Below are 21,767 nucleotides of genomic sequence, written 5' to 3' on the forward strand. Positions count from 1 at the left end.
TGCCCGCTCACGCGCGCAGCCTCTTTTCAGATGGGGTTACCAATTTTTTATTGGTTTCCACTGGGAACTGACTTACAAAGCCAGGTTCCGATGGCGCTGAAGCAGCGCCAAGCTAGAGTGAACGCCAGCTGTAAAACAGCTTGCACAGAATTTTTTAAATACGCCGCAGGAGAGATTCGCAATGGCTCAGCAGGGCAGTGGTTATCAGGCTCGCTATAAACGCATTCTACTCAAGCTTAGCGGCGAGGCCCTGATGGGCTCGGAAGAGTTCGGGATCGATCCAAAAGTGCTGGATCGGATGGCGCTGGAAGTCGGCCAACTGGTCGGCATCGGCGTACAGGTCGGTCTGGTGATCGGCGGTGGCAACCTGTTCCGTGGCGAGGCCTTGAGCAAGGCTGGCATGGATCGGGTGACAGGCGACCACATGGGCATGCTGGCCACTGTGATGAACGCCCTGGCCATGCGTGATGCGCTGGAACGTGCCAATATCTCGGCCATCGTGATGTCGGCCATTTCCATGGTTGGCGTGACCGATCACTATGATCGCCGCAAAGCCATGCGCCACCTGAACTCCAAGGACGTGGTGATTTTCGCCGCCGGTACCGGTAATCCGTTCTTCACCACGGATTCGGCAGCCTGCCTGCGCGCCATCGAGATCGACGCTGACGTCGTGCTGAAGGCGACCAAGGTCGATGGCGTCTATACCGCTGACCCGTTCAAAGACCCGCATGCCGAGAAGTTCGATCATCTGACTTATGATGAAGTACTGGATCGCAAGCTGGGTGTAATGGATCTGACAGCGATTTGCCTGTGCCGCGACCACAAAATGCCGCTGCGCGTATTCAACATGAACAAGCCCGGCGCCCTGCTGAACATCGTGCATGGCGGCGCTGAAGGCACTCTGATCGAGGAAGGTCAACAATGATCAACGAAATCAAGAAAGACGCTCAAGAGCGCATGCAGAAATCCCTGGACTCTCTGGCCCATGCATTCGGCCAGATTCGTACCGGCAAGGCTCACCCAAGCATCCTGGGCAGCGTGATGGTGCCGTACTACGGCGCAGACACTTCCATCACTCAAGTGGCCAACATCACTGTAAAAGACTCCCGCACCCTGCAAGTCGTCGCTTTCGAGCGCAACATGCTGGCGGCCGTCGACAAAGCGATCCAGAGCGCCGGTCTGAACCTGAACCCGACCAACCTGGGTGAACTGCTGCTGATCTCCATGCCTGCCCTGACCGAAGAAACCCGTAAGGGCTTCACCAAGCAGGCGCGTGCAGCAGCCGAAGATGCGCGTGTTGCTGTGCGCAATATCCGTCGTGATGCGCTGGGCGATCTGAAAAAACTGGTCAAGGATAAAGAAATCAGCGAAGACGAAGAGCGTCGTGCCACCGCTGATATCGACAAGCTGACCAAGGACTTCGAGGCCCAGATCACCAAGGCCACGGACGAGAAAGAAAAAGACCTGATGGCCGTATAAGGGTCGAGTTTCAAATGGACAAGACCAAGCAGTCTGCGCCGTCCGCGGTGCCGCGCCATGTCGCGATCATCATGGATGGCAACAATCGCTGGGCGAAAAAACGCTTTATGCCGGGTGTCGCCGGGCATAAAGCCGGCGTGGATGCTGTGCGGGCGGTAATCGAGGTGTGCGCCGAGGCCAAGGTCGAAGTGCTCACCCTGTTCGCCTTTTCCAGTGAAAACTGGCAGCGCCCGGCCGATGAAGTCAGTGCCTTGATGGATCTGTTCTTCAAGGCGTTGCGTCGTGAGGCCAAGCGCCTCAACGACAACAACATCAGCTTGCGCATCATCGGTGATCGCTCGCGCTTCCACCCTGAGCTTCAGGCGGCGATGCGCGAGGCGGAAGCCATGACGGCCGGTGCCAACCGCTTCATCCTGCAGATCGCCGCCAACTACGGCGGTCAGTGGGATATTGCCCAAGCGGCGCAGCGTCTGGCGCGTGAAGTCCAGGCCGGGCATCTGCGTCCGGAAGATATCACTCCGGATCTGCTGCAGACCTGTCTGGCCACCGGCGACCTGCCGTTGCCGGATCTGTGCATCCGCACCGGTGGCGAGCACCGCATCAGCAACTTCCTGCTGTGGCAACTGGCGTACGCCGAGTTGTACTTCTCCGACCTGTTCTGGCCGGACTTCAAACACGAAGCCATGCGCACCGCGCTGGCCGATTTCGCTTCGCGCCAGCGTCGCTTCGGTAAAACGAGCGAACAGGTCGAAGCTGGAGCCCGGGTTTAATGCTTAAACAACGAATCATCACTGCGCTGATCCTGCTGCCGATCGCTCTGTGCGGGTTTTTCCTGCTCGAAGGATCTGGTTTTGCGCTGTTCATCGGCCTGGTCGTGAGCCTTGGCGCCTGGGAATGGGCGCGTCTGGCTGGCTTTACCGCGCAGTCGTTCCGTGTCGGCTTTGCCGCTGTCGTCGCGCTGATGCTGTTCGTCATGTATGTCCTGCCGGGCCTTGCCCCTTGGGTGTTGGGCGCCTCGGTGTTGTGGTGGGCGGTGGCGACCTATCTGGTGCTGACCTATCCGCGTTCGAGCGAGTACTGGTCCACGGCGGCCACCAAACTGGTGATCGGCTTGCTGATCCTGCTGCCGGCCTGGCAAGGGCTGGTGCAGATCAAGCAGTACCCGCTGGGTAACTGGTTGATCATGGCGGTGATGGTGCTGGTCTGGGGGGCCGATATCGGTGCCTATTTCTCCGGCCGTGCCTTTGGCAAGCGCAAACTGGCGCCGCAAGTCAGCCCTGGCAAAAGCTGGGAAGGCGTTTACGGTGGTCTGGCGCTGAGCCTGGTGATTACCGCGATCGTCGGCCTGGTGCGTGACTGGACCGTTGGCGAGCTGCTCAAGGGCCTGATCGGCGCTGCGTTGATCGTATTCATTTCGGTGGTGGGCGACCTCACCGAGAGCATGTTCAAACGTCAATCCGGCATCAAGGACAGCAGCAACCTGCTGCCCGGTCATGGCGGTGTGCTTGATCGCATCGACAGTCTGACCGCCGCGATCCCGATTTTCGCTGTATTGCTGTGGATGGCTGCGCCGTGAGCCGCCCTCAACAGATTACCGTTCTGGGGGCTACCGGCTCGATCGGTCTGAGCACCCTCGACGTCATCGCTCGTCATCCTGAGCGTTATCAGGTTTTCGCGCTGAGCGGCTTCACGCGCCTGAGCGAGTTGCTGGCCTTGTGCGTGCGCCATGTGCCGCAATTCGCAGTCGTGCCGGAAGTGGCGGCGGCGCGTGGTTTGCAGGACGACCTGCGTGCTGCCGGTTTATCCACTCGCGTATTGGTCGGGGAGGAGGGCCTGTGCCAGGTCGCCTCCGCGCCCGAAGTCGATGCCGTGATGGCCGCCATCGTTGGCGCCGCGGGTCTGCGTCCGACCCTGGCAGCGGTGCAGGCCGGGAAGAAAATCCTTCTGGCCAACAAAGAAGCGTTGGTGATGTCCGGCGCGCTGTTCATGCAGGCCGTGCACAAGAGCGGTTCGGTATTGCTGCCGATCGACAGCGAACACAACGCGATCTTCCAGTGCATGCCGCAGGATTTTTCCCGTGGTCTGGGCGCTGTTGGCGTGCGGCGGATTTTGCTGACGGCTTCGGGCGGTCCTTTCCGTCAGACGCCGATGAGCGAACTGGCGCATGTTTCGCCTGATCAGGCATGTGCTCACCCGAACTGGTCCATGGGTCGCAAGATCTCGGTGGATTCGGCCAGCATGATGAACAAGGGCCTGGAGTTGATCGAGGCTTGCTGGCTGTTCGACGCCAAGCCGTCGCAGGTCGAGGTGGTGATTCATCCGCAGAGTGTGATTCACTCGCTGGTCGACTATGTGGATGGCTCGGTATTGGCGCAGTTGGGCAACCCTGACATGCGCACGCCGATTGCCAACGCATTGGCCTGGCCTGAGCGGATCGACTCGGGTGTGGCGCCGCTGGACCTGTTTGCCATTGCCCGCCTGGATTTCGAAGCACCGGACGAGCAGCGCTTCCCTTGCCTGCGCCTGGCGCGACAGGCGGCAGAGGCTGGCAACAGCGCGCCGGCCATGCTCAATGCGGCCAACGAAGTGGCGGTCGCGGCGTTTCTCGACGGACGCGTTGGTTATCTGGAAATCGCGAGTATCATCGAGGATGTGCTGAATCTCGAGCCAGTGGTTGCGCTTGAGGATCTGGACGCGGTGTTTACCGCTGACGCGAAAGCGCGGATTCTGGCCGAACAATGGCTTGATCGTCACGGCCGATAGCCGTTGCAGGACCATGGCTTCACGCGGCACTGAACAGGATTGCGGAGAAAGTAGATGAGCGCGCTCTATATGATTGCCGGCACCCTGATCGCTTTGGGTGTGCTGGTCACCTTTCACGAATTCGGCCATTTCTGGGTCGCGCGTCGCTGTGGCGTCAAGGTTTTGCGTTTCTCCGTGGGCTTCGGCATGCCCTTGCTGCGCTGGCACGACAAGCAGGGTACCGAGTTTGTCGTCGCCGCGATTCCGCTGGGTGGCTACGTCAAAATGCTCGATGAGCGTGAGGGCGAAGTCCCGGCCGATCAGCTTCATCAATCCTTCAATCGCAAATCGGTTCGCCAGCGTATCGCTATTGTTGCAGCGGGGCCGATCGCCAACTTCCTGTTGGCCCTGGTGTTTTTCTGGGTGCTGGCCATGCTCGGCAGCGAGCAGATCCGTCCGGTCATCGGTGCTGTCGAGTCCGGGAGCATTGCGGCCAGGGCTGGCTTGAGTGCCGGTCAGGAAATCGTCGCCATTGATGGCGAGCCCACTTCTGGCTGGGCGGCCGTCAATTTGCAGTTGGTTCGTCGTCTTGGGGAAAGCGGGGCCCTGCAATTGCTCGTGCGTGAGCAGGGCTCTACAGCGGATACGCCGCGCGAACTGGCGCTCGATCATTGGCTCAAAGGGGCGGACGAGCCCGATCCGATTCGCTCGCTGGGAATTCGCCCATGGCGACCGGCTCTGCCGCCAGTGCTGGCCGAGCTCGATCCAAAAGGTCCAGCGCAAGCCGCTGGTCTGAAAACCGGCGACCGTCTGCTGTCGCTCGATGGCCAGGCGCTGGGTGACTGGCAGCAAGTGGTCGATACCGTTCGTACGCGTCCTGATACCAAAATCTTGCTGCGCGTGGAGCGTGACGGTGCTCAAATCGACGTCCCGGTGACCCTGGCGGCGCGCGGCGAAAGCAAAGCGCCGAGTGGTTATCTGGGCGCCGGCGTGAAAGCTGTGGATTGGCCGCCGGAAATGATCCGCGAGGTCAGTTATGGCCCGTTGGCCGCGATTGGCGAGGGTGCCCGACGTACCTGGACCATGAGCATCCTGACGCTGGACTCACTGAAGAAAATGCTGTTTGGCGAGCTCTCGGTAAAAAACTTGAGTGGGCCGATAACCATTGCTAAAGTGGCGGGCGCTTCTGCCCAGTCGGGCGTTGCTGATTTCCTGAATTTCCTTGCTTATCTGAGTATTAGCCTGGGAGTTCTGAATTTGCTGCCCATCCCTGTACTGGATGGGGGGCATTTGTTGTTTTATCTGATTGAGTGGGTGCGTGGTCGCCCCTTGTCGGATCGGGTGCAAGGTTGGGGGGTGCAGATCGGTATCAGTTTGGTGGTCGGAGTGATGTTGCTTGCTCTGGTCAATGATCTGGGCCGTCTGTAAAGCTTCGCTGAATTGCGAATCTGCCGCATTTTGCGGCAGTTTGTTTATTGCCAGTTGGAATAAGAAAGGACTTCATGAAACGTCTGCTGCTAACTGCGGTTCTCACCGTATTGATGATCGCCGAAGTTCACGCCGAGTCCTTCACTATCTCTGATATTCGCGTCAATGGCCTCCAGCGGGTCTCCGCGGGTAGCGTCTTTGGTGCCTTGCCGTTGAACGTCGGCGAGCAGGCGGATGATCGTCGCCTGGTGGAATCCACTCGTGCGTTGTTCAAAACCGGTTTCTTTCAAGATATCCAGCTGGGCCGCGAAGGCAACGTTCTGGTGATCACGGTCGTCGAACGCCCGTCGGTCGCGAGTATCGAGATCGAAGGTAACAAGGCGATCTCTACCGAAGACCTGATGAAAGGCCTCAAGCAGTCCGGACTCTCGGAAGGCGAGATCTTCCAGCGCGCCACCCTCGAAGGTGTGCGTAACGAGCTGCAGCGCCAGTACGTTGCGCAGGGCCGCTATTCGGCCACGGTTGATACCGAAGTGGTCTCGCAGCCGCGTAACCGCGTAGCCCTGAAAGTGAAGATCAACGAAGGCACTGTGGCTGCCATCCAGCACATCAACGTGGTGGGCAACACGGTTTTCCCTGACGACGACCTGATCGACCTGTTCGAGCTGAAAACCACCAACTGGCTGTCGTTCTTCAAGAACGATGACAAGTACGCCCGTGAAAAACTCTCCGGTGACCTGGAGCGTCTGCGTTCCTACTACCTGGACCGCGGCTATATCAACATGGATATCGCTTCGACCCAGGTGTCCATCACCCCGGACAAGAAGCACGTCTACATCACCGTCAACATCACCGAAGGCGAGAAGTACACCGTTCGTGACGTCAAGCTCAGCGGTGACCTGAAGGTGCCTGAAGACCAGGTCAAGTCGTTGTTGCTGGTGCAGAAAGGCCAGGTGTTCTCGCGCAAGCTGATGACCACCACCTCCGAACTGATCACGCGCCGTCTGGGTAACGAGGGTTACACCTTCGCCAACGTCAACGGCATACCTCAGCCGCACGACGACGATCACACCGTGGACATCCTGTTCGCCGTCGATCCGGGCAAGCGCGCCTACGTCAACCGCATCAACTTCCGTGGCAACACCAAGTCCGAGGACGAAGTGCTGCGTCGCGAAATGCGTCAGATGGAAGGTGGCTGGGCTTCGACCTACCTGATCGACCAGTCCAAGACCCGTCTTGAGCGTCTGGGCTTCTTTAAGGAAGTGAACGTCGAGACACCGGCTGTTCCGGGTGTCGACGACCAGGTTGACGTGAACTACGCCGTTGAAGAACAAGCCTCCGGCTCGATCACCGCCAGCGTCGGTTTCGCGCAGAGCGCCGGTCTGATCCTCGGCGGCTCGATCACCCAGAACAACTTCCTGGGTACCGGTAACCGTGTGAGCGTGGGCCTGACCCGCAGCGAATACCAGAGCCGCTACAACTTCGGCTACGTTGACCCCTATTGGACCGCCGACGGCGTGAGCCTGGGTTACAACGCGTTCTATCGCACCACCGACTACAAAGACCTCGACGTCGACGTAGCGAGCTATGCGGTAGACAGCCTGGGTGCAGGCGTCAACGTTGGCTACCCGATCAGTGAGACTTCGCGTCTGACCTTCGGTCTGTCCGCGCAGCAGGACAAGATCAAGACCGGTACCTACACCGTCGACGAGATTTTCGACTTCGTTAAAAAGGAAGGCGATCAGTACCTGAACTTCAAGGCGTCGGCCGGCTGGTCCGAATCGACCCTGAACAAAGGCGTGTTGCCGACCCGTGGTCGCTCGCAGAGCCTGACCCTGGAAACCACCATTCCAGGCAGCGACCTGTCGTTCTACAAGCTCGACTACCGTGGCCAGTTGTTCCAGCCGATTACCGAGAACTACACCCTGCGTCTGCACACCGAACTGGGTTATGGCGACGGTTACGGTTCGACCGATGGCTTGCCTTTCTATGAAAACTACTATGCTGGTGGTTTCAACTCGGTTCGCGGCTTCAAGGACAGTACCCTCGGCCCACGCAGTACTCCGAGTAAGGGTACCAACCCGGGGACGCTGGCAGACCCGGACCAGGATCCGCTGCCGTTCGGTGGTAACGTCCTGATCCAGGGCGGTGTGGAAGTTCTGTTCCCGCTGCCATTCGTCAAGGATCAGCGCTCCCTGCGTACCTCGGTATTCTGGGATGTGGGTAACGTGTTTGACTCGCAGTGCAAAGATACTGTGAACGCCGACGGTTCGAAGTCCAACACCAAGTGCAATGACATCAGCCTGACCAACATGGCAAGTTCCGTCGGTGTTGGCGTGACCTGGGTCACCGCACTGGGTCCTCTGAGTTTTGCTCTGGCGATGCCGGTCAAGAAACCGGATAACGCTGAAACTCAAGTGTTCCAATTCTCCCTCGGCCAGACGTTCTAAGCGTCTGACCCAAGACAACGACAATGGATTTTGTAGGAGTGCATCGTGCGTAAGTTGACTCAATTGGTTCTCCTGGCCTCCGTACTGGTGGCAGGCCCGGCGTTCGCCGACATGAAAATCGCCGTGCTGAACTATCAGATGGCACTGCTGGAATCCGACGCGGCCAAGAAGTACGCCGTGGATGCCGAGAAGAAATTCGGTCCGCAACTGACCAAGCTCAAGACGCTGGAAAGCAGCGCCAAGGGCATTCAGGATCGCCTGATGGCCGGTGGCGACAAGATGCAGCAGGGCGAGCGTGAGCGTCTGGAGCTTGAATTCAAGCAAAAGGCCCGTGACTTCCAGTTCCAGTCCAAGGAGCTGAACGAAGCCAAGGCAGTTGCCGACCGCGAAATGCTCAAGCAACTGAAGCCGAAACTGGATAGCGCAGTGGAAGAAGTCATCAAGAAAGGTGGTTTTGACCTGGTGTTCGAGCGTGGCGCAGTCATCGATGTCAAACCGCAGTACGACATCACGCGCCAGGTTATCGAGCGCATGAATCAGCTGAAGTAACCCATGACCGTGACTATCAAGCTCGGCCAGTTGGCCGAGTTCCTCGGCGCCACCCTGCGTGGCGACCCCGAGACGCAAATTACTGGGCTAGCCACCTTGCAGGAGGCTGGCCCAGCTCAGTTGAGCTTTCTGGCAAATCCTCAATATCGCAAATACCTGGCAAGTTCCCAGGCGGCTGCGCTGTTGCTCAAGGAAGCCGATGTCGAAGGTTTTGCCGGCAATGCGCTGGTGGTGCCGGATCCTTACCTGGCTTATGCGCGTATCTCTCACCTGTTCGATCCCAAACCGAAAGCCACCGCGGGTGTTCATCCCACGGCGGTGATTGCGCCGGATGCGGTGGTTGATCCAAGCGCCAGCATCGGCCCGTTCGTGGTGATCGAGACTGGTGCGCGCATCGGTGCGCAGGTCACCCTGGGCGCTCATTGCGTCATCGGTGCCCGCAGTGAAATCGGCGAGGGCGGCTGGCTCGCTCCGCGGGTAACGCTTTATCACGACGTGCGCATCGGCAAGCGGGTGGTGATCCAGTCCGGTGCCGTGCTCGGTGGTGAAGGCTTCGGTTTTGCCAATGAGAAAGGTGTCTGGCAGAAGATCGCCCAGATCGGCGGCGTGACCATCGGTGACGATGTCGAGATCGGCGTGAACACCGCTATCGACCGTGGCGCGCTGGCGGATACCGTGATCGGCAATGGCGTGAAGCTCGACAACCAGATCCAGATCGCGCACAACGTCCAGGTCGGTGATCACACCGCCATGGCGGCGTGTGTCGGTATCTCCGGCAGCACCAAGATCGGCAAGCACTGCATGCTCGCCGGTGGCGTCGGCCTGGTGGGGCACATCGATATTTGCGACAACGTTTTCCTGACCGGGATGACCATGGTGACCCACTCGATTACCGAGCCAGGCGCCTATTCTTCCGGCACAGCCATGCAGCCGGCGGCCGAATGGCGCAAAAGCGCGGCCCGCATCCGTCAGCTCGATGATATCGCGCGACGTTTGAAGCAGTTGGAAAAGCGCGCTGGGGAAGTGACCCCCGGCAGTAATGCTTCATCTGATGGCTGATACCATTTCCATATCAAGTGTGCACAGCCTCTAGACTGCCTCCTTGATTTGCTAGAGGAGTGCGCGTCAGTCGCGCTCCCAATCTTTACATAGGCTTCCCCCCGAAATGATGGACATCAACGAGATTCGCGAATACCTGCCTCACCGTTACCCGTTCCTGCTGGTGGACCGGGTGGTGGAACTGGACACTGAAGGCAAGCGCATTCGCGCCTACAAGAATGTCAGCATCAATGAGCCATTCTTCAATGGTCACTTCCCTGCGCATCCAATCATGCCAGGCGTGCTGATCATCGAGGCGATGGCCCAGGCTGCCGGGATCCTCGGTTTCAAAATGCTCGACGTGAAACCGGCCGATGGCACGCTTTACTACTTCGTCGGTTCCGACAAGCTGCGTTTCCGTCAGCCAGTGCTGCCGGGCGATCAATTGATCCTTGAAGCCAAGTTCATCAGCTGCAAGCGTCAGATCTGGAAATTCGAATGCCAGGCTTCGGTCGACGGCAAACCGGTCTGCTCGGCTGAAATCATCTGTGCGGAACGCAAGCTATGAGTTTGATTGACCCTCGCGCAATCATCGATCCGTCGGCCGTTCTGGCTGACGGCGTCGAGGTCGGCCCGTGGTCGATCATCGGCGCAGGTGTGGAAATCGGCGAGGGTACTGTGATCGGGCCGCACGTGGTCCTCAAAGGCCCGACCCGCATCGGCAAGCACAATCGCATCTACCAGTTTTCCTCGGTCGGTGAGGACACTCCCGACTTGAAGTACAAGGGTGAAGAAACCCGTCTGGTGATCGGTGATCACAACGTCATTCGCGAAGGCGTGACGATTCACCGTGGCACCGTTCAGGATCGTTCGGAAACCACCCTTGGCGATCACAACCTGATCATGGCCTATGCCCACATCGGACATGACAGCGTGATCGGCAACCACTGCATTCTGGTCAACAACACGGCTTTGGCCGGGCATGTACATGTCGACGACTGGGCGATCCTTTCCGGGTTCACCCTGGTGCATCAGTACTGCCACATCGGCGCCCACAGCTTTTCCGGCATGGGCACTGCCATCGGCAAGGACGTTCCGGCGTTTGTGACCGTGTTCGGCAACCCGGCCGAAGCACGCAGCATGAACTTCGAAGGCATGCGCCGTCGTGGTTTCAGCGAAGACGCGATTCATGCGCTGCGCCGCGCCTATAAAACGGTGTATCGCCAGGGTCTGACCGTGGAGCAAGCGTTGGCCGAGTTGGCCGAGCCTGCTGCGCAGTTCCCGGAAGTCGCGGTGTTCCGTGACTCGATCCAGTCGTCGACTCGCGGCATCACCCGCTGATCATGGCCAGTCTGCGTATTGCGCTGGTGGCGGGAGAGGCTTCCGGTGATATTTTGGGCGCTGGTCTCATGCGCGCCCTCAAGGCTCAACACCCGGCAGTCGAGTTCATCGGTGTCGGCGGTCCGTTGATGCAGGCCGAGGGCCTGACGTCCTATTTCCCTATGGAGCGTCTGTCGGTCATGGGGCTGGTGGAAGTGCTCGGGCGGCTGCGCGAGTTGCTCAAGCGCCGCAAGGACCTGATCGCCACGTTGATTGCCGAGAAACCGGATGTGTTCATCGGCATCGACGCTCCCGATTTCAACCTCAACATCGAACTCAAGCTGCGTCAGGCCGGGATCAAGACCGTGCATTACGTCAGCCCTTCGGTGTGGGCGTGGCGCCAGAAGCGTGTGCTGAAGATTCGCGAAGGTTGCGATCTGATGCTCACCCTGTTGCCGTTCGAAGCAAAATTCTACGAAGAGAAAGGCGTGCCGGTGCGGTTCGTCGGTCATACGCTGGCCGATACCATTCCGCTGCAGGCCGATCGCGCCGCAGCGCGTGCCGAACTCGGCTTGCCCGACGGGCCGCTGGTGGCGTTGATGCCCGGCAGTCGCGGTGGTGAAGTCGGTCGTCTCGGTGCGCTGTTCCTGGATACGGCCGAGCGTCTGCGGGCCATGCGCCCGGGGCTGCGCTTCGTCATACCGTGCGCGAATGCCGAGCGTCGCGCTCAGCTCGAAGAACTGCTGGTTGGCCGTGATCTGCCGGTAACCCTGCTCGACGGCAAATCGCATCTGGCCTTGGCGGCGTGCAACGCGGTGTTGATCGCCTCCGGCACGGCGACACTTGAAGCCTTGCTGTACAAGCGGCCAATGGTCGTTGCGTATCGCCTGGCGCCGCTGACCTTCTGGATTCTCAAGCGCATGGTCAAGAGCCCGTACGTGTCGCTGCCGAACCTGCTGGCCCAGCGTCTGCTGGTACCGGAATTGTTGCAGGATGATGCGACAGTCGAAGCATTGGCCCAGACCCTGGCGCCGCTGATCGAAGGCGGCGAAGAGCAGACCCGAGGCTTCGACGAGATCCACCGCACGTTGCGGCTGGATGCTTCCAATCAGGCGGCGGATGCCGTCCTCAACCTGATCGGTCAGAAACCATGAGCAAGACGATGCAGATGGGCCTGGATTTCACTCTGGTCGCCGAAGTCGAAGAACTGGTGGCCGGTGTCGACGAAGTCGGTCGCGGCCCGTTGTGCGGAGCAGTGGTGACGGCGGCGGTGATTCTCGATCCGAACCGGCCGATTCTCGGTCTCAACGACTCGAAGAAACTCACCGAAGCCCGGCGCGAGAAGCTTTACGACGAGATCATCGAGAAATCCCTGAGCTGGTGCATCGCCCGCGCCGAAGTCGAAGAAATCGACGAGCTGAACATCCTGCACGCGACCATGCTCGCCATGCAGCGTGCGGTGGCCGGGCTGCATATTCAGCCGAAACTGGCGATGATCGACGGTAACCGCTGCCCGAAACTGCCGATGCGCGCTGAAGCGGTGGTGAAGGGCGACAGCAAGGTGCCGGCGATTGCCGCCGCATCGATTCTGGCCAAAGTCAGTCGCGACCGGGAGATGTCGGCGTTCGAATTGATCTACCCGGGTTACGGCATCGGCGGTCATAAAGGCTACCCGACGCCCGTTCATCTGGAAGCGTTGGTGCGGCTTGGCCCGACGCCGATTCACCGGCGCTCGTTCGCCCCGGTGCGTCAGGCTTACGAGGCGCTGGAAGGTCTGACGCAGGTTTAGGCGCAAGGCTGATGTTTTGTTCGAGGCCCGGTACAATCCGGGCCTTGTTGTCTCTATGTAACTGGACAGGATCACTATGCCGGCTTCATTCGTTCATCTACGCCTGCACACTGAATACTCCCTGGTCGACGGGCTGGTGCGGATCAAGCCACTGGTCAAGGCGCTGACCGGCATGAACATGCCGGCGGTGGCTGTCACCGATCAGAACAACATGTGTTCCCTGGTCAAATTCTATAAAAACGCCATGGGCGCGGGCATCAAGCCGATCTGCGGCGCCGACCTGTGGCTGTCGAACAAGGATCCGGACGCGCCATTGAGCCGGATCAGCCTGTTGGTAATGAACGCCAAGGGCTATCGCAATCTCACCGAGCTGATCTCGCGTGGCTTCATCGAGGGCCAGCGTAACGGCATGATCATCATCGAGCGCGAATGGGTCGCCGAGGCCAACGAAGGCCTGATCATGTTGTCCGCCGCCAAAGAAGGCGAGATCGGCATGGCGCTGATCGGCGGCAACCCGGCCGAGGCCGAAGCGCTGGCGCGTGAATGGATGGCGGTGTTCCCGGATCGTTTCTATCTGGAAATCCAGCGCACCAACCGTCCCAACGACGAAGAACAACTGCACGGTGCGGTGGCCCTGGCCGACAAGCTCGGCGCGCCGCTGGTAGCGACCAACGATGTGCGCTTCATCAAGCAGGAAGACTTCGCCGCTCACGAAACCCGCGTGTGCATCGGCGAGGGCCGCGCGCTCGACGATCCGCGGCGTTCGAAGAATTATAGCGATCAGCAATACCTCAAAAGCGCCGAGGAAATGGCCGAGCTGTTCAGCGACATCCCCGACGCCATCGAAAACACCGTCGAAATCGCCAAACGCTGCAACATCGAAGTGAAACTGGGCACGCACTTCCTGCCCAACTTCCCGATTCCCGATGGCATGACCATCGACGAATATTTCCGCAAGGTGTCCTTCGAAGGTCTCGAAGAACGCCTCGCGGTGCTGTTGCCCAAGGACACCACCGAAGACTACGAAGCCAAGCGTCAGGTCTATGTCGATCGCTTGAATTTCGAGCTGGATATCATCATCCAGATGGGCTTCCCCGGTTACTTCCTGATCGTGATGGACTTTATCCAGTGGGCCAAGAACAACGGCGTGCCGGTAGGTCCTGGCCGGGGGTCGGGTGCCGGCTCGCTGGTGGCTTACGTGCAGAAGATTACTGACCTCGACCCGCTGGAATACGACCTGCTGTTCGAACGTTTCCTTAACCCGGAACGGGTATCGATGCCCGACTTCGACGTCGACTTCTGCATGGACGGTCGTGACCGGGTGATCGACTACGTGGCCGAGAAGTACGGCCGCAACGCGGTGAGCCAGATCATCACTTTCGGTTCCATGGCCGCGAAGGCTGTGGTGCGTGACGTGGCGCGGGTGCAGGGCAAGTCCTATGGTCTGGCGGATCGTCTGTCGAAGATGATTCCGTTCGAAGTCGGCATGACCCTGGAAAAAGCCTACGAACAGGAAGAGATCCTGCGTGACTTCATCAAGGTCGATGAAGAAGCGGCGGAAATCTGGGAGATGGCGCGCAAGCTCGAGGGCGTGGTGCGTAACGTCGGCAAGCACGCCGGTGGTGTGGTTATTGCGCCGACCAAGCTGACTGACTTCTCGCCGATCTATTGCGACGAGGCCGGTGACGGTCTGGTAACGCAGTTCGACAAGGACGACGTGGAGGCGGCCGGTCTGGTGAAGTTCGACTTCCTCGGCCTGCGAACCCTGACGATCATCGACTGGGCACTGAAAACGATCAACCGCGACCGCGCCAAGGTCGGCGAAGAGCCGCTGGACATCGCGTTCATCCCGCTCGACGACAAGCCGACGTACAGCCTGTTGCAGAAAGCCGAAACCACCGCGGTGTTCCAGCTTGAATCGCGCGGCATGAAAGAGCTGATCAAAAAGCTCAAGCCCGACTGCCTGGAAGACTTGATCGCACTGGTGGCCCTGTTCCGTCCGGGCCCGCTGCAGTCCGGCATGGTGGACGACTTCATCAACCGTAAGCACGGTCGCGCCGAGCTGGCGTACCCGCACTCGGACTACCAGTACGAAGGCCTCAAGCCGGTATTGGCGCCGACTTACGGCATCATCCTGTATCAGGAACAGGTGATGCAGATCGCCCAGGTCATGGCCGGTTACACCCTCGGTGGTGCGGACATGCTGCGTCGAGCCATGGGTAAGAAAAAGCCCGAGGAAATGGCCAAGCAACGTGGCGGCTTCATTGAAGGCTGCGCGACCAACAACATCGACGCCGACCTCGCCGGTAACATTTTCGACCTGGTAGAGAAATTCGCCGGTTACGGCTTCAACAAATCCCACTCCGCCGCCTATGGCCTGGTGTCGTACCAGACCGCATGGTTGAAGGCGCACTACCCGGCGCCGTTCATGGCCGCGGTACTCTCGGCGGATATGCACAACACCGACAAGGTCGTGACCTTGATCGAGGAAGTGCGCACGATGAAGCTGCGCCTCGACGCGCCGGACGTGAACACTTCCGAGTTCAAGTTCACGGTGAACGACGACGGCCGCATCGTCTATGGCCTGGGCGCGATCAAAGGCGTCGGTGAAGGCCCGGTGGAAGCGATCACCGAAGCGCGTCAGGCCGGCCCGTTCAAGGATCTGTTCGACTTCTGCGCCCGGGTCGACCTCAAGCGCATCAACAAGCGTACGCTGGACGGCTTGATCCGTAGCGGTGCACTGGATCGTCTCGGGCCTTATTTCCACGACGAGCAAAAGGCTTATCAGGCCAACATCGACCGCAACCGCGCCGTGCTGCTGGCGGCGATGGAAGAGGCGATCAAGTCTGCCGAACAGACCGCACGCACCCACGACAGTGGCCACGCCGACCTGTTCGGCGGGCTGTTCGTCGAGGAAGATGCCGACGTTTACGCGACCCATCGCAAGGCCAAGGAACTGACCCTCAAGGAACGCCTCAAGGGTGAGAAAGACACTCTGGGCCTGTACCTCACCGGTCACCCGATCGACGAGTACGAGGGCGAAATTCGCCGTTTCGCCCGGCAGCGCATCATCGACCTGAAGCCGGCCCGCGACACGCAAACCGTGGCCGGGATGATCATTGCCCTGCGGGTGATGAAGAACAAGAAGGGCGACAAGATGGGCTTCATCACCCTCGATGACCGTTCGGGACGGATCGAAGCGTCGCTGTTCGCCGATGCGTTCCACTCCGCGCAGTCGCTGTTGCAGACCGACGCGATGGTGGTGGTCGAAGGTGAAGTCAGCAACGATGACTTCTCAGGCGGCTTGCGTCTGCGGGTCAAGCGGGTGATGAGCATGGAAGATGCACGCACCAATCTGGCCGAGAGCCTGCGCCTGAAGCTGCACACTCAGGATTTGAAAGGCGATCAGCTACGCTGGTTGGGTGAACTGCTCAAGCGTCACCGCGGGGCGTGCCCGATCACCATGGAGTACACCAGTCCCGATGCGAAGACCTTGCTGCAGTTCGGCGAGACCTGGCGAATCGACCCGGCGGATGCGTTGATTCAAGCCCTGCGTGACCAGTTCGGGCGAGACAACGTCTTCCTCCAATACCGTTGACCGGCAAGTGCCATCATTGCGCTTGCCCACAACCTGAATTTTTAATCTCGACCTCAGCGCGCCTCTCCCTTAAGGTAGGGCGCGAATAGACAACCGGCCGGCCCAAGCTCATTTGGGACACGACCCAAGACGGACGCCTATGAACCCGAATTTTCTAGATTTCGAACAGCCGATCGCCGACCTGCAAGCCAAGATCGAAGAGTTGCGCTTGGTCGGTAATGACAATTCGCTGAATATCGGCGATGAGATCTCCCGCCTGCAGGACAAGAGCAAGACGCTGACCGAAGACATCTTCGGCAAGCTGACCAGCTGGCAGATCGCACGCCTGGCGCGTCACCCGAAACGCCCGTACACCCTCGACTACATCGAGCACATCTTCACCGAGTTCGACGAACTGCACGGTGACCGTCACTTCTCCGACGACGCCGCCATTGTGGGTGGCGTGGCACGTCTGGAAGACCAGCCGGTGATGATCATCGGTCACCAGAAGGGCCGTGAAGTGCGCGAGAAGGTACGCCGCAACTTCGGCATGCCGCGTCCGGAAGGCTACCGCAAGGCCTGCCGTCTGATGGAAATGGCCGAGCGCTTCAAGATGCCGATCCTGACCTTCATCGACACCCCGGGTGCTTACCCCGGGATTGACGCTGAAGAGCGCAACCAGAGCGAAGCCATCGCCTGGAACCTGCGCGTGATGTCGCGCCTGAAGACCCCGATCATCGCCACCGTTATCGGTGAAGGCGGTTCCGGCGGTGCGCTGGCGATCGGTGTCTGCGATCAGCTGAACATGCTGCAATACTCGACCTACGCGGTGATCTCGCCGGAAGGTTGTGCTTCGATTCTGTGGAAAACCGCCGAAAAAGCACCGGATGCCGCTGAAGCGATGGGCATCACCGCCGAGCGCCTGAAAGGCCTGGGCATCGTCGACAAGGTGATCGGCGAGCCACTGGGCGGCGCTCACCGTGATCCGGCGGCTGCCGCTGCGTCGATCCGTGCCGAACTGAGCTCGCAACTGGCGATGTTGAAGAAGTTCGACAACGAAGCGCTGCTCAAGCGTCGTTACGATCGTCTGATGAGCTACGGTCTCTGACAGATCTCGCAATACCCAATGTGGGAGCGGGCTTGCTCGCGAAAGCGGTATAACATTCGACAGATGTGTTGAGTGTTGAAACGCCTTCGCGAGCAAGCCCGCTCCCACATTTGATTTGGGCCAAGAGAAAGATATGGGTCAGTCCGTGAGTGATCTGCCTTCCCGGCTTCTGCGCAATCTTGCAGCTTGGCGCAATGCCAAGGCTTGGCGCGTGGCTTTCTCCGGCGGTCTGGATTCCACCGTCCTCCTGCATCTGCTGGCCCATCTCGCTCAACACCACTCTCTGCCGGCGCTCAGCGCCATCCATATCCACCACGGCCTCCAGGCTGCGGCCGATGCGTGGCCGGAGCATTGTCAGTCGGTCTGCGACGCACTGGACGTCCCGTTGCAAGTGGTGCGGGTGACGGTGCAACCCGGCGCCAGCCTGGAGCGGGCAGCGCGGGAGGCGCGGTATGCGGCGTTCACCTCGCTGACCGAGGCTGGGGATTTGTTGCTGACCGGTCAGCACCGGGATGATCAGGCGGAGACTTTGCTGTTTCGCCTGATACGCGGTGCCGGCGTTCGCGGACTGTCGGCGATGCCGGCGCAGCGCCCGTTGGGGCAGGGCACGCTGCTGCGCCCATTGCTCGACGTGACGCGCACCGAGCTTGAGGCTTACGCCCGCGCGCACCAGTTGCGCTGGGTCGACGACCCGTCGAACGAAGATCGGCAATTCTCGCGCAACTATCTGCGCCATCAGGTGTTGCCATTGCTCACGGCGCGCTGGCCGCAGGCGCAGGCGAGCATGGCTCGCAGCGCGGCGCATCTGCGCGAGGCGCAAGGTTTGCTCGATGAGTTGGCGCAGCTCGATCTGGCACAAGCCGCCACGCCGAGTGAGTTTGCATGGCTGGGCCTGCCGTCGCTGGAACTGGCGCCGCTGGCCGCCCTGTCCGCCGCTCGTCAGCGCAATGCGCTCAGTCACTGGCTCGAGCCCCTGACCCGACTGCCTGACACCGACCATTGGTCGGGTTGGGACAACCTCTGCGGCGCTGCCAGTGATGCATCGCCGGTCTGGCGTCTGGCCGATGGCGAGTTGCAGCGCAGCGCCGGCCGGCTATGGTGGCTGAGCGGCGACTGGCTGCGCGCGCCAGCGCTCGGCGTCGATTGGCCTGACCCGTCGAAAGCGCTACGTTTGGCGAATAACGGGCGTGTCATGTTCAGCGGGCAGACTCCCGACGGGCCGTTGCGGATTGGCTATCGGCTGGGCGGCGAGCTGATGCATCTGGCGGGGCGCGGCCATCGTGATCTCAAGCGCCTGCTCAATGAGCGCGCGGTGCCGGGCTTCGTCCGTGGCAGATTGCCGCTGCTGTTTCGCGGCGCAGAATTGCTCGCCGTGGCGAACGTGCCGGGCCTTGACGGGCAGGGGCCGGACGGCTGGAAATTGCATTGGCAGCCAACAGACGAAGATCAAGGTTTGAGATGAAAGGGGCATTCCGGTAGACTACGCTCCCTTCTTGATACAACTTCTGTGGATTCGCCTGAATTGCAGGAGTTGCCGATTACCAAGCAGTCTTTGCTGGGCGATTCCAAAAAATGTGTAGCGAGCAACGTACCGGTGTTTCATCTGCCGGTCTGTCCCAACGCGGCGGTTTTTTTGAAAGGTGCACTGTGATTAATGCAGGTGATCGGGGGCTTCGGCCTTCCTTCGCTTTCCCCGGCGGCTCGTACCGCTTTAACGCAGACTTCTAGGGTTTTTCATGACGCGCTACATATTCGTCACGGGCGGTGTTGTTTCTTCATTGGGGAAAGGCATTGCCTCGGCTTCATTGGCGGCCATCCTGGAGGCGCGGGGGCTTAAGGTCACCATGCTTAAGCTGGATCCGTACATCAACGTCGACCCGGGCACCATGAGCCCGTTCCAGCACGGTGAAGTGTTCGTCACCCACGACGGCGCCGAGACCGACCTGGACCTGGGCCACTACGAGCGGTTCATCCGCACGACCATGACCCAGAACAACAACTTCACCACCGGTCGTGTCTACGAGCACGTGCTGCGCAAAGAGCGCCGTGGTGACTACCTGGGTGCAACCATCCAGGTGATTCCGCACATCACCGACGAAATCAAGCGTCGCATCATCAAGGGTGCCGGCGATGCCGACGTGGCCCTGGTGGAAATCGGCGGTACCGTTGGCGACATCGAATCGCAACCGTTCCTCGAAGCCATCCGTCAACTGCGTGTGGAAGTCGGTTCCAAGCGCGCGATGCTGATGCACCTGACGCTGGTTCCGTACATCGCCACCGCTGGCGAGACCAAAACCAAGCCAACCCAGCACTCGGTTAAAGAGCTGCGTTCGATCGGCCTGCAGCCAGACGTGCTGATCTGCCGCTCCGACCATCCGGTGGATGTGTCGTCGCGTCGCAAGATCGCGCTGTTCACCAACGTTGAAGAGCGTGCGGTGATCTCCCTGGAAGACGTCGACACCATCTACAAGATCCCGGCCGTGCTGCACGCTCAGGGTCTGGACGATTTCGTCGTCGAGCGTTTCGGCCTGCAATGCAATGGCGCCGACCTGTCCGAGTGGGAAAAGGTCGTCGATGCCAAGCTCAACCCAGAGCACGAAGTCACCATCGCGATGGTCGGCAAGTACATGGAGCTGCTGGACGCCTACAAGTCGCTGATCGAAGCGATGAGTCACGCCGGCATCACCAACCGTACCAAGGTCAACCTGCGTTACATCGATTCCGAAGACATCGAGAACCAGGGCACTGCGCTGCTCGAAGGTGTCGACGCGATCCTCGTTCCGGGCGGCTTCGGTCTGCGCGGCGTGGAAGGCAAGATCACTGCCGTTCAGTACGCTCGTGAAAACAAGGTTCCATACCTGGGTATCTGCCTGGGCATGCAAGTGGCGGTCATCGAGTTCGCCCGTAACGTGCTGGGCTGGAAAGACGCCAACTCCACCGAGTTCGATCGCGCCAGCGGCCATCCGGTCGTGGGTCTGATCACCGAGTGGGAAGACGCCACCGGCGCCGTTGAAGTGCGTACCGAAGCGTCCGATCTGGGCGGCACCATGCGCCTTGGCGCTCAGGAATGCCTGCTCGAAGCCGGCTCCAAGGTGCACGATTGCTACGGCAAGGACGTGATCGTTGAACGTCACCGTCACCGCTACGAAGTGAACAACAACCTGCTGCCACAAATCATCGAAGCCGGCCTGAAAATCTCCGGTCGCTCCGCTGACGCCGCGCTGGTTGAAGTGGTCGAAGCCCCGGATCATCCATGGTTCGTCGCTTGCCAGTTCCACCCGGAGTTCACCTCGACGCCACGTGACGGTCACCCGCTGTTCAGCGGTTTCGTGAAAGCTGCGTTGGCTCAACACCAGAAGAAGGCGTAACCCGATGGCACAGAAGATCATCCGCGTTGGCAACATCGAGATCGCCAACGACAAGCCCATGGTGCTGTTCGGCGGCATGAACGTGCTGGAAAGCCGTGACATGGCCATGCAGGTTTGCGAAGAGTACGTGAAGGTCACCGAGAAACTCGGTATCCCTTACGTGTTCAAGGCCAGTTTCGACAAGGCCAACCGATCTTCTGTGACCTCGTATCGCGGTCCTGGCCTGGAAGAAGGCATGCGCATCTTCCAGGACATCAAGCAAGCCTTCGGCGTGCCGATCATCACCGACGTCCACGAGCCTGATCAGGCCGCGGTCGTCGCTGAAGTCTGCGACATCATCCAGCTGCCGGCCTTCCTGTCGCGCCAGACCGATCTGGTCGTGGCGATGGCCAAGACCAACGCTGTGATCAACATCAAGAAAGCCCAGTTCCTCGCGCCTCAGGAGATGAAACACATCCTGAACAAGTGCGTGGAAGCGGGTAACGATCAATTGATCCTCTGCGAGCGTGGTTCGAGCTTCGGCTACAACAACCTCGTGGTCGACATGCTCGGCTTCGGCATCATGAAGCAGTTCGAGTACCCGGTATTCTTCGACGTGACCCACGCGCTGCAAATGCCTGGCGGTCGTGCCGACTCCGCCGGCGGTCGCCGTGCGCAGGTTCTGGATCTGGCCAAGGCCGGCATGAGCCAGGCGCTGGCCGGTCTGTTCCTCGAAGCGCATCCGGATCCGGACAACGCCAAATGCGACGGCCCTTGCGCCTTGCGTCTGGACAAACTGGAGCCATTTCTGGCCCAGCTCAAAGCTTTGGACGAACTGGTGAAGAGTTTTCCGACGGTAGAAACCGCGTAAACCTCATTTCTCCGGTAAAGTACCGCACGATTTGTCGCACATGCCCTCGGGCATGTGCGTTGTCGTCTG

The 21,767-nt window shown here is 60.0% G+C and carries 18 protein-coding genes; all 18 read left to right on the top strand.

From position 1 onward, the window contains the following. Positions 1–181: 181 nt before the first annotated feature. The 18 genes from pyrH (at position 182) to kdsA (ending at position 21,698) form a co-directional block, all read left to right on the top strand. The gene (gene pyrH, locus AC27VU_RS15620) at positions 182–925 is read left to right on the top strand and encodes a UMP kinase (protein WP_003222124.1); all 744 of its coding nucleotides are present in this window, start codon (positions 182–184) and stop codon (positions 923–925) included. Further along, positions 922–1,479, top strand: a complete 558-nt coding sequence (gene frr, locus AC27VU_RS15625; protein WP_003222127.1) for a ribosome recycling factor — start codon at positions 922–924, stop codon at positions 1,477–1,479. Before pyrH ends, frr begins: the two co-directional genes overlap by 4 nt. Before the next feature lie 14 nt (positions 1,480–1,493). Further along, positions 1,494–2,249 carry a polyprenyl diphosphate synthase gene (uppS, locus tag AC27VU_RS15630; RefSeq protein WP_003222128.1) on the top strand — a complete coding sequence of 252 codons (756 nt, stop codon included), beginning with the start codon at positions 1,494–1,496 and terminating at the stop codon, positions 2,247–2,249. After that, positions 2,249–3,055 (top strand): phosphatidate cytidylyltransferase, encoded by an 807-nt coding sequence (locus AC27VU_RS15635; RefSeq protein WP_488724394.1) that lies wholly within the window; start codon positions 2,249–2,251, stop codon positions 3,053–3,055. Before uppS ends, AC27VU_RS15635 begins: the two co-directional genes overlap by 1 nt. Further along, positions 3,052–4,242, top strand: a complete 1,191-nt coding sequence (gene ispC / locus AC27VU_RS15640) for a 1-deoxy-D-xylulose-5-phosphate reductoisomerase (protein ID WP_262142717.1) — start codon at positions 3,052–3,054, stop codon at positions 4,240–4,242. Before AC27VU_RS15635 ends, ispC begins: the two co-directional genes overlap by 4 nt. A gap of 54 nt (positions 4,243–4,296) precedes the next feature. Continuing rightward, positions 4,297–5,649 carry a sigma E protease regulator RseP gene (rseP, locus tag AC27VU_RS15645; RefSeq protein WP_003222134.1) on the top strand — a complete coding sequence of 451 codons (1,353 nt, stop codon included), beginning with the start codon at positions 4,297–4,299 and terminating at the stop codon, positions 5,647–5,649. Between the two features lie 74 nt (positions 5,650–5,723). Beyond that, positions 5,724–8,099 (top strand): outer membrane protein assembly factor BamA, encoded by a 2,376-nt coding sequence (gene bamA, locus AC27VU_RS15650; RefSeq protein ID WP_262142718.1) that lies wholly within the window; start codon positions 5,724–5,726, stop codon positions 8,097–8,099. A 45-nt stretch (positions 8,100–8,144) separates the two neighbouring features. Continuing rightward, entirely contained in the window at positions 8,145–8,648 is a 504-nt protein-coding gene (locus AC27VU_RS15655; RefSeq protein WP_003222140.1) for an OmpH/Skp family outer membrane protein, read from the top strand. 3 nt (positions 8,649–8,651) lie between these two features. Then, positions 8,652–9,707 carry a UDP-3-O-(3-hydroxymyristoyl)glucosamine N-acyltransferase gene (gene lpxD, locus AC27VU_RS15660; RefSeq protein WP_488724395.1) on the top strand — a complete coding sequence of 352 codons (1,056 nt, stop codon included), beginning with the start codon at positions 8,652–8,654 and terminating at the stop codon, positions 9,705–9,707. A gap of 106 nt (positions 9,708–9,813) precedes the next feature. Beyond that, positions 9,814–10,254, top strand: coding sequence for a 3-hydroxyacyl-ACP dehydratase FabZ (fabZ, locus tag AC27VU_RS15665; protein WP_003222142.1), 441 nt, complete (start codon positions 9,814–9,816; stop codon positions 10,252–10,254). Then, positions 10,251–11,027, top strand: coding sequence for an acyl-ACP--UDP-N-acetylglucosamine O-acyltransferase (lpxA, locus tag AC27VU_RS15670; protein WP_103486496.1), 777 nt, complete (start codon positions 10,251–10,253; stop codon positions 11,025–11,027). Before fabZ ends, lpxA begins: the two co-directional genes overlap by 4 nt. Before the next feature lie 2 nt (positions 11,028–11,029). After that, a complete protein-coding gene (lpxB, locus tag AC27VU_RS15675) occupies positions 11,030–12,160 on the top strand; it encodes a lipid-A-disaccharide synthase (protein WP_260525077.1) in 1,131 nt (376 codons plus the stop codon). Between the two features lie 8 nt (positions 12,161–12,168). Further along, a complete protein-coding gene (gene rnhB / locus AC27VU_RS15680; protein ID WP_003222148.1) occupies positions 12,169–12,795 on the top strand; it encodes a ribonuclease HII in 627 nt (208 codons plus the stop codon). A gap of 76 nt (positions 12,796–12,871) precedes the next feature. Continuing rightward, a complete protein-coding gene (gene dnaE, locus AC27VU_RS15685) occupies positions 12,872–16,393 on the top strand; it encodes a DNA polymerase III subunit alpha (protein ID WP_003222149.1) in 3,522 nt (1,173 codons plus the stop codon). A 139-nt stretch (positions 16,394–16,532) separates the two neighbouring features. After that, positions 16,533–17,480 carry an acetyl-CoA carboxylase carboxyltransferase subunit alpha gene (locus tag AC27VU_RS15690; RefSeq protein WP_045122315.1) on the top strand — a complete coding sequence of 316 codons (948 nt, stop codon included), beginning with the start codon at positions 16,533–16,535 and terminating at the stop codon, positions 17,478–17,480. A gap of 133 nt (positions 17,481–17,613) precedes the next feature. Then, positions 17,614–18,942, top strand: coding sequence for a tRNA lysidine(34) synthetase TilS (gene tilS, locus AC27VU_RS15695; RefSeq protein WP_488724396.1), 1,329 nt, complete (start codon positions 17,614–17,616; stop codon positions 18,940–18,942). Between the two features lie 274 nt (positions 18,943–19,216). Beyond that, positions 19,217–20,848, top strand: a complete 1,632-nt coding sequence (gene pyrG, locus AC27VU_RS15700; RefSeq protein ID WP_003222153.1) for a CTP synthase — start codon at positions 19,217–19,219, stop codon at positions 20,846–20,848. Positions 20,849–20,852: 4 nt separating this feature from the next. Next, on the top strand, positions 20,853–21,698 hold the full coding sequence (gene kdsA, locus AC27VU_RS15705; protein WP_003222154.1) for a 3-deoxy-8-phosphooctulonate synthase: 846 nt from the start codon (positions 20,853–20,855) through the stop codon (positions 21,696–21,698). The last annotated feature ends 69 nt before the right edge of the window (positions 21,699–21,767 follow it).

The organism is Pseudomonas sp. 14P5.3.2, from assembly GCF_057799175.1.

What these genes read in the sequence shown, in the direction of transcription:
- pyrH (WP_003222124.1), top strand. Translation starts at nt 182, where the DNA reads ATGGCTCAGCAGGGCAGTGGTTATCAGGCTCGCTATAAACGCATTCTA.
- frr (WP_003222127.1), top strand. Translation starts at nt 922, where the DNA reads ATGATCAACGAAATCAAGAAAGACGCTCAAGAGCGCATGCAGAAATCC.
- uppS (WP_003222128.1), top strand. Translation starts at nt 1,494, where the DNA reads ATGGACAAGACCAAGCAGTCTGCGCCGTCCGCGGTGCCGCGCCATGTC.
- AC27VU_RS15635 (WP_488724394.1), top strand. Translation starts at nt 2,249, where the DNA reads ATGCTTAAACAACGAATCATCACTGCGCTGATCCTGCTGCCGATCGCT.
- rseP (WP_003222134.1), top strand. Translation starts at nt 4,297, where the DNA reads ATGAGCGCGCTCTATATGATTGCCGGCACCCTGATCGCTTTGGGTGTG.
- bamA (WP_262142718.1), top strand. Translation starts at nt 5,724, where the DNA reads ATGAAACGTCTGCTGCTAACTGCGGTTCTCACCGTATTGATGATCGCC.
- lpxD (WP_488724395.1), top strand. Translation starts at nt 8,652, where the DNA reads ATGACCGTGACTATCAAGCTCGGCCAGTTGGCCGAGTTCCTCGGCGCC.
- fabZ (WP_003222142.1), top strand. Translation starts at nt 9,814, where the DNA reads ATGATGGACATCAACGAGATTCGCGAATACCTGCCTCACCGTTACCCG.
- lpxA (WP_103486496.1), top strand. Translation starts at nt 10,251, where the DNA reads ATGAGTTTGATTGACCCTCGCGCAATCATCGATCCGTCGGCCGTTCTG.
- lpxB (WP_260525077.1), top strand. Translation starts at nt 11,030, where the DNA reads ATGGCCAGTCTGCGTATTGCGCTGGTGGCGGGAGAGGCTTCCGGTGAT.
- rnhB (WP_003222148.1), top strand. Translation starts at nt 12,169, where the DNA reads ATGCAGATGGGCCTGGATTTCACTCTGGTCGCCGAAGTCGAAGAACTG.
- dnaE (WP_003222149.1), top strand. Translation starts at nt 12,872, where the DNA reads ATGCCGGCTTCATTCGTTCATCTACGCCTGCACACTGAATACTCCCTG.
- AC27VU_RS15690 (WP_045122315.1), top strand. Translation starts at nt 16,533, where the DNA reads ATGAACCCGAATTTTCTAGATTTCGAACAGCCGATCGCCGACCTGCAA.
- tilS (WP_488724396.1), top strand. Translation starts at nt 17,614, where the DNA reads ATGGGTCAGTCCGTGAGTGATCTGCCTTCCCGGCTTCTGCGCAATCTT.
- pyrG (WP_003222153.1), top strand. Translation starts at nt 19,217, where the DNA reads ATGACGCGCTACATATTCGTCACGGGCGGTGTTGTTTCTTCATTGGGG.
- kdsA (WP_003222154.1), top strand. Translation starts at nt 20,853, where the DNA reads ATGGCACAGAAGATCATCCGCGTTGGCAACATCGAGATCGCCAACGAC.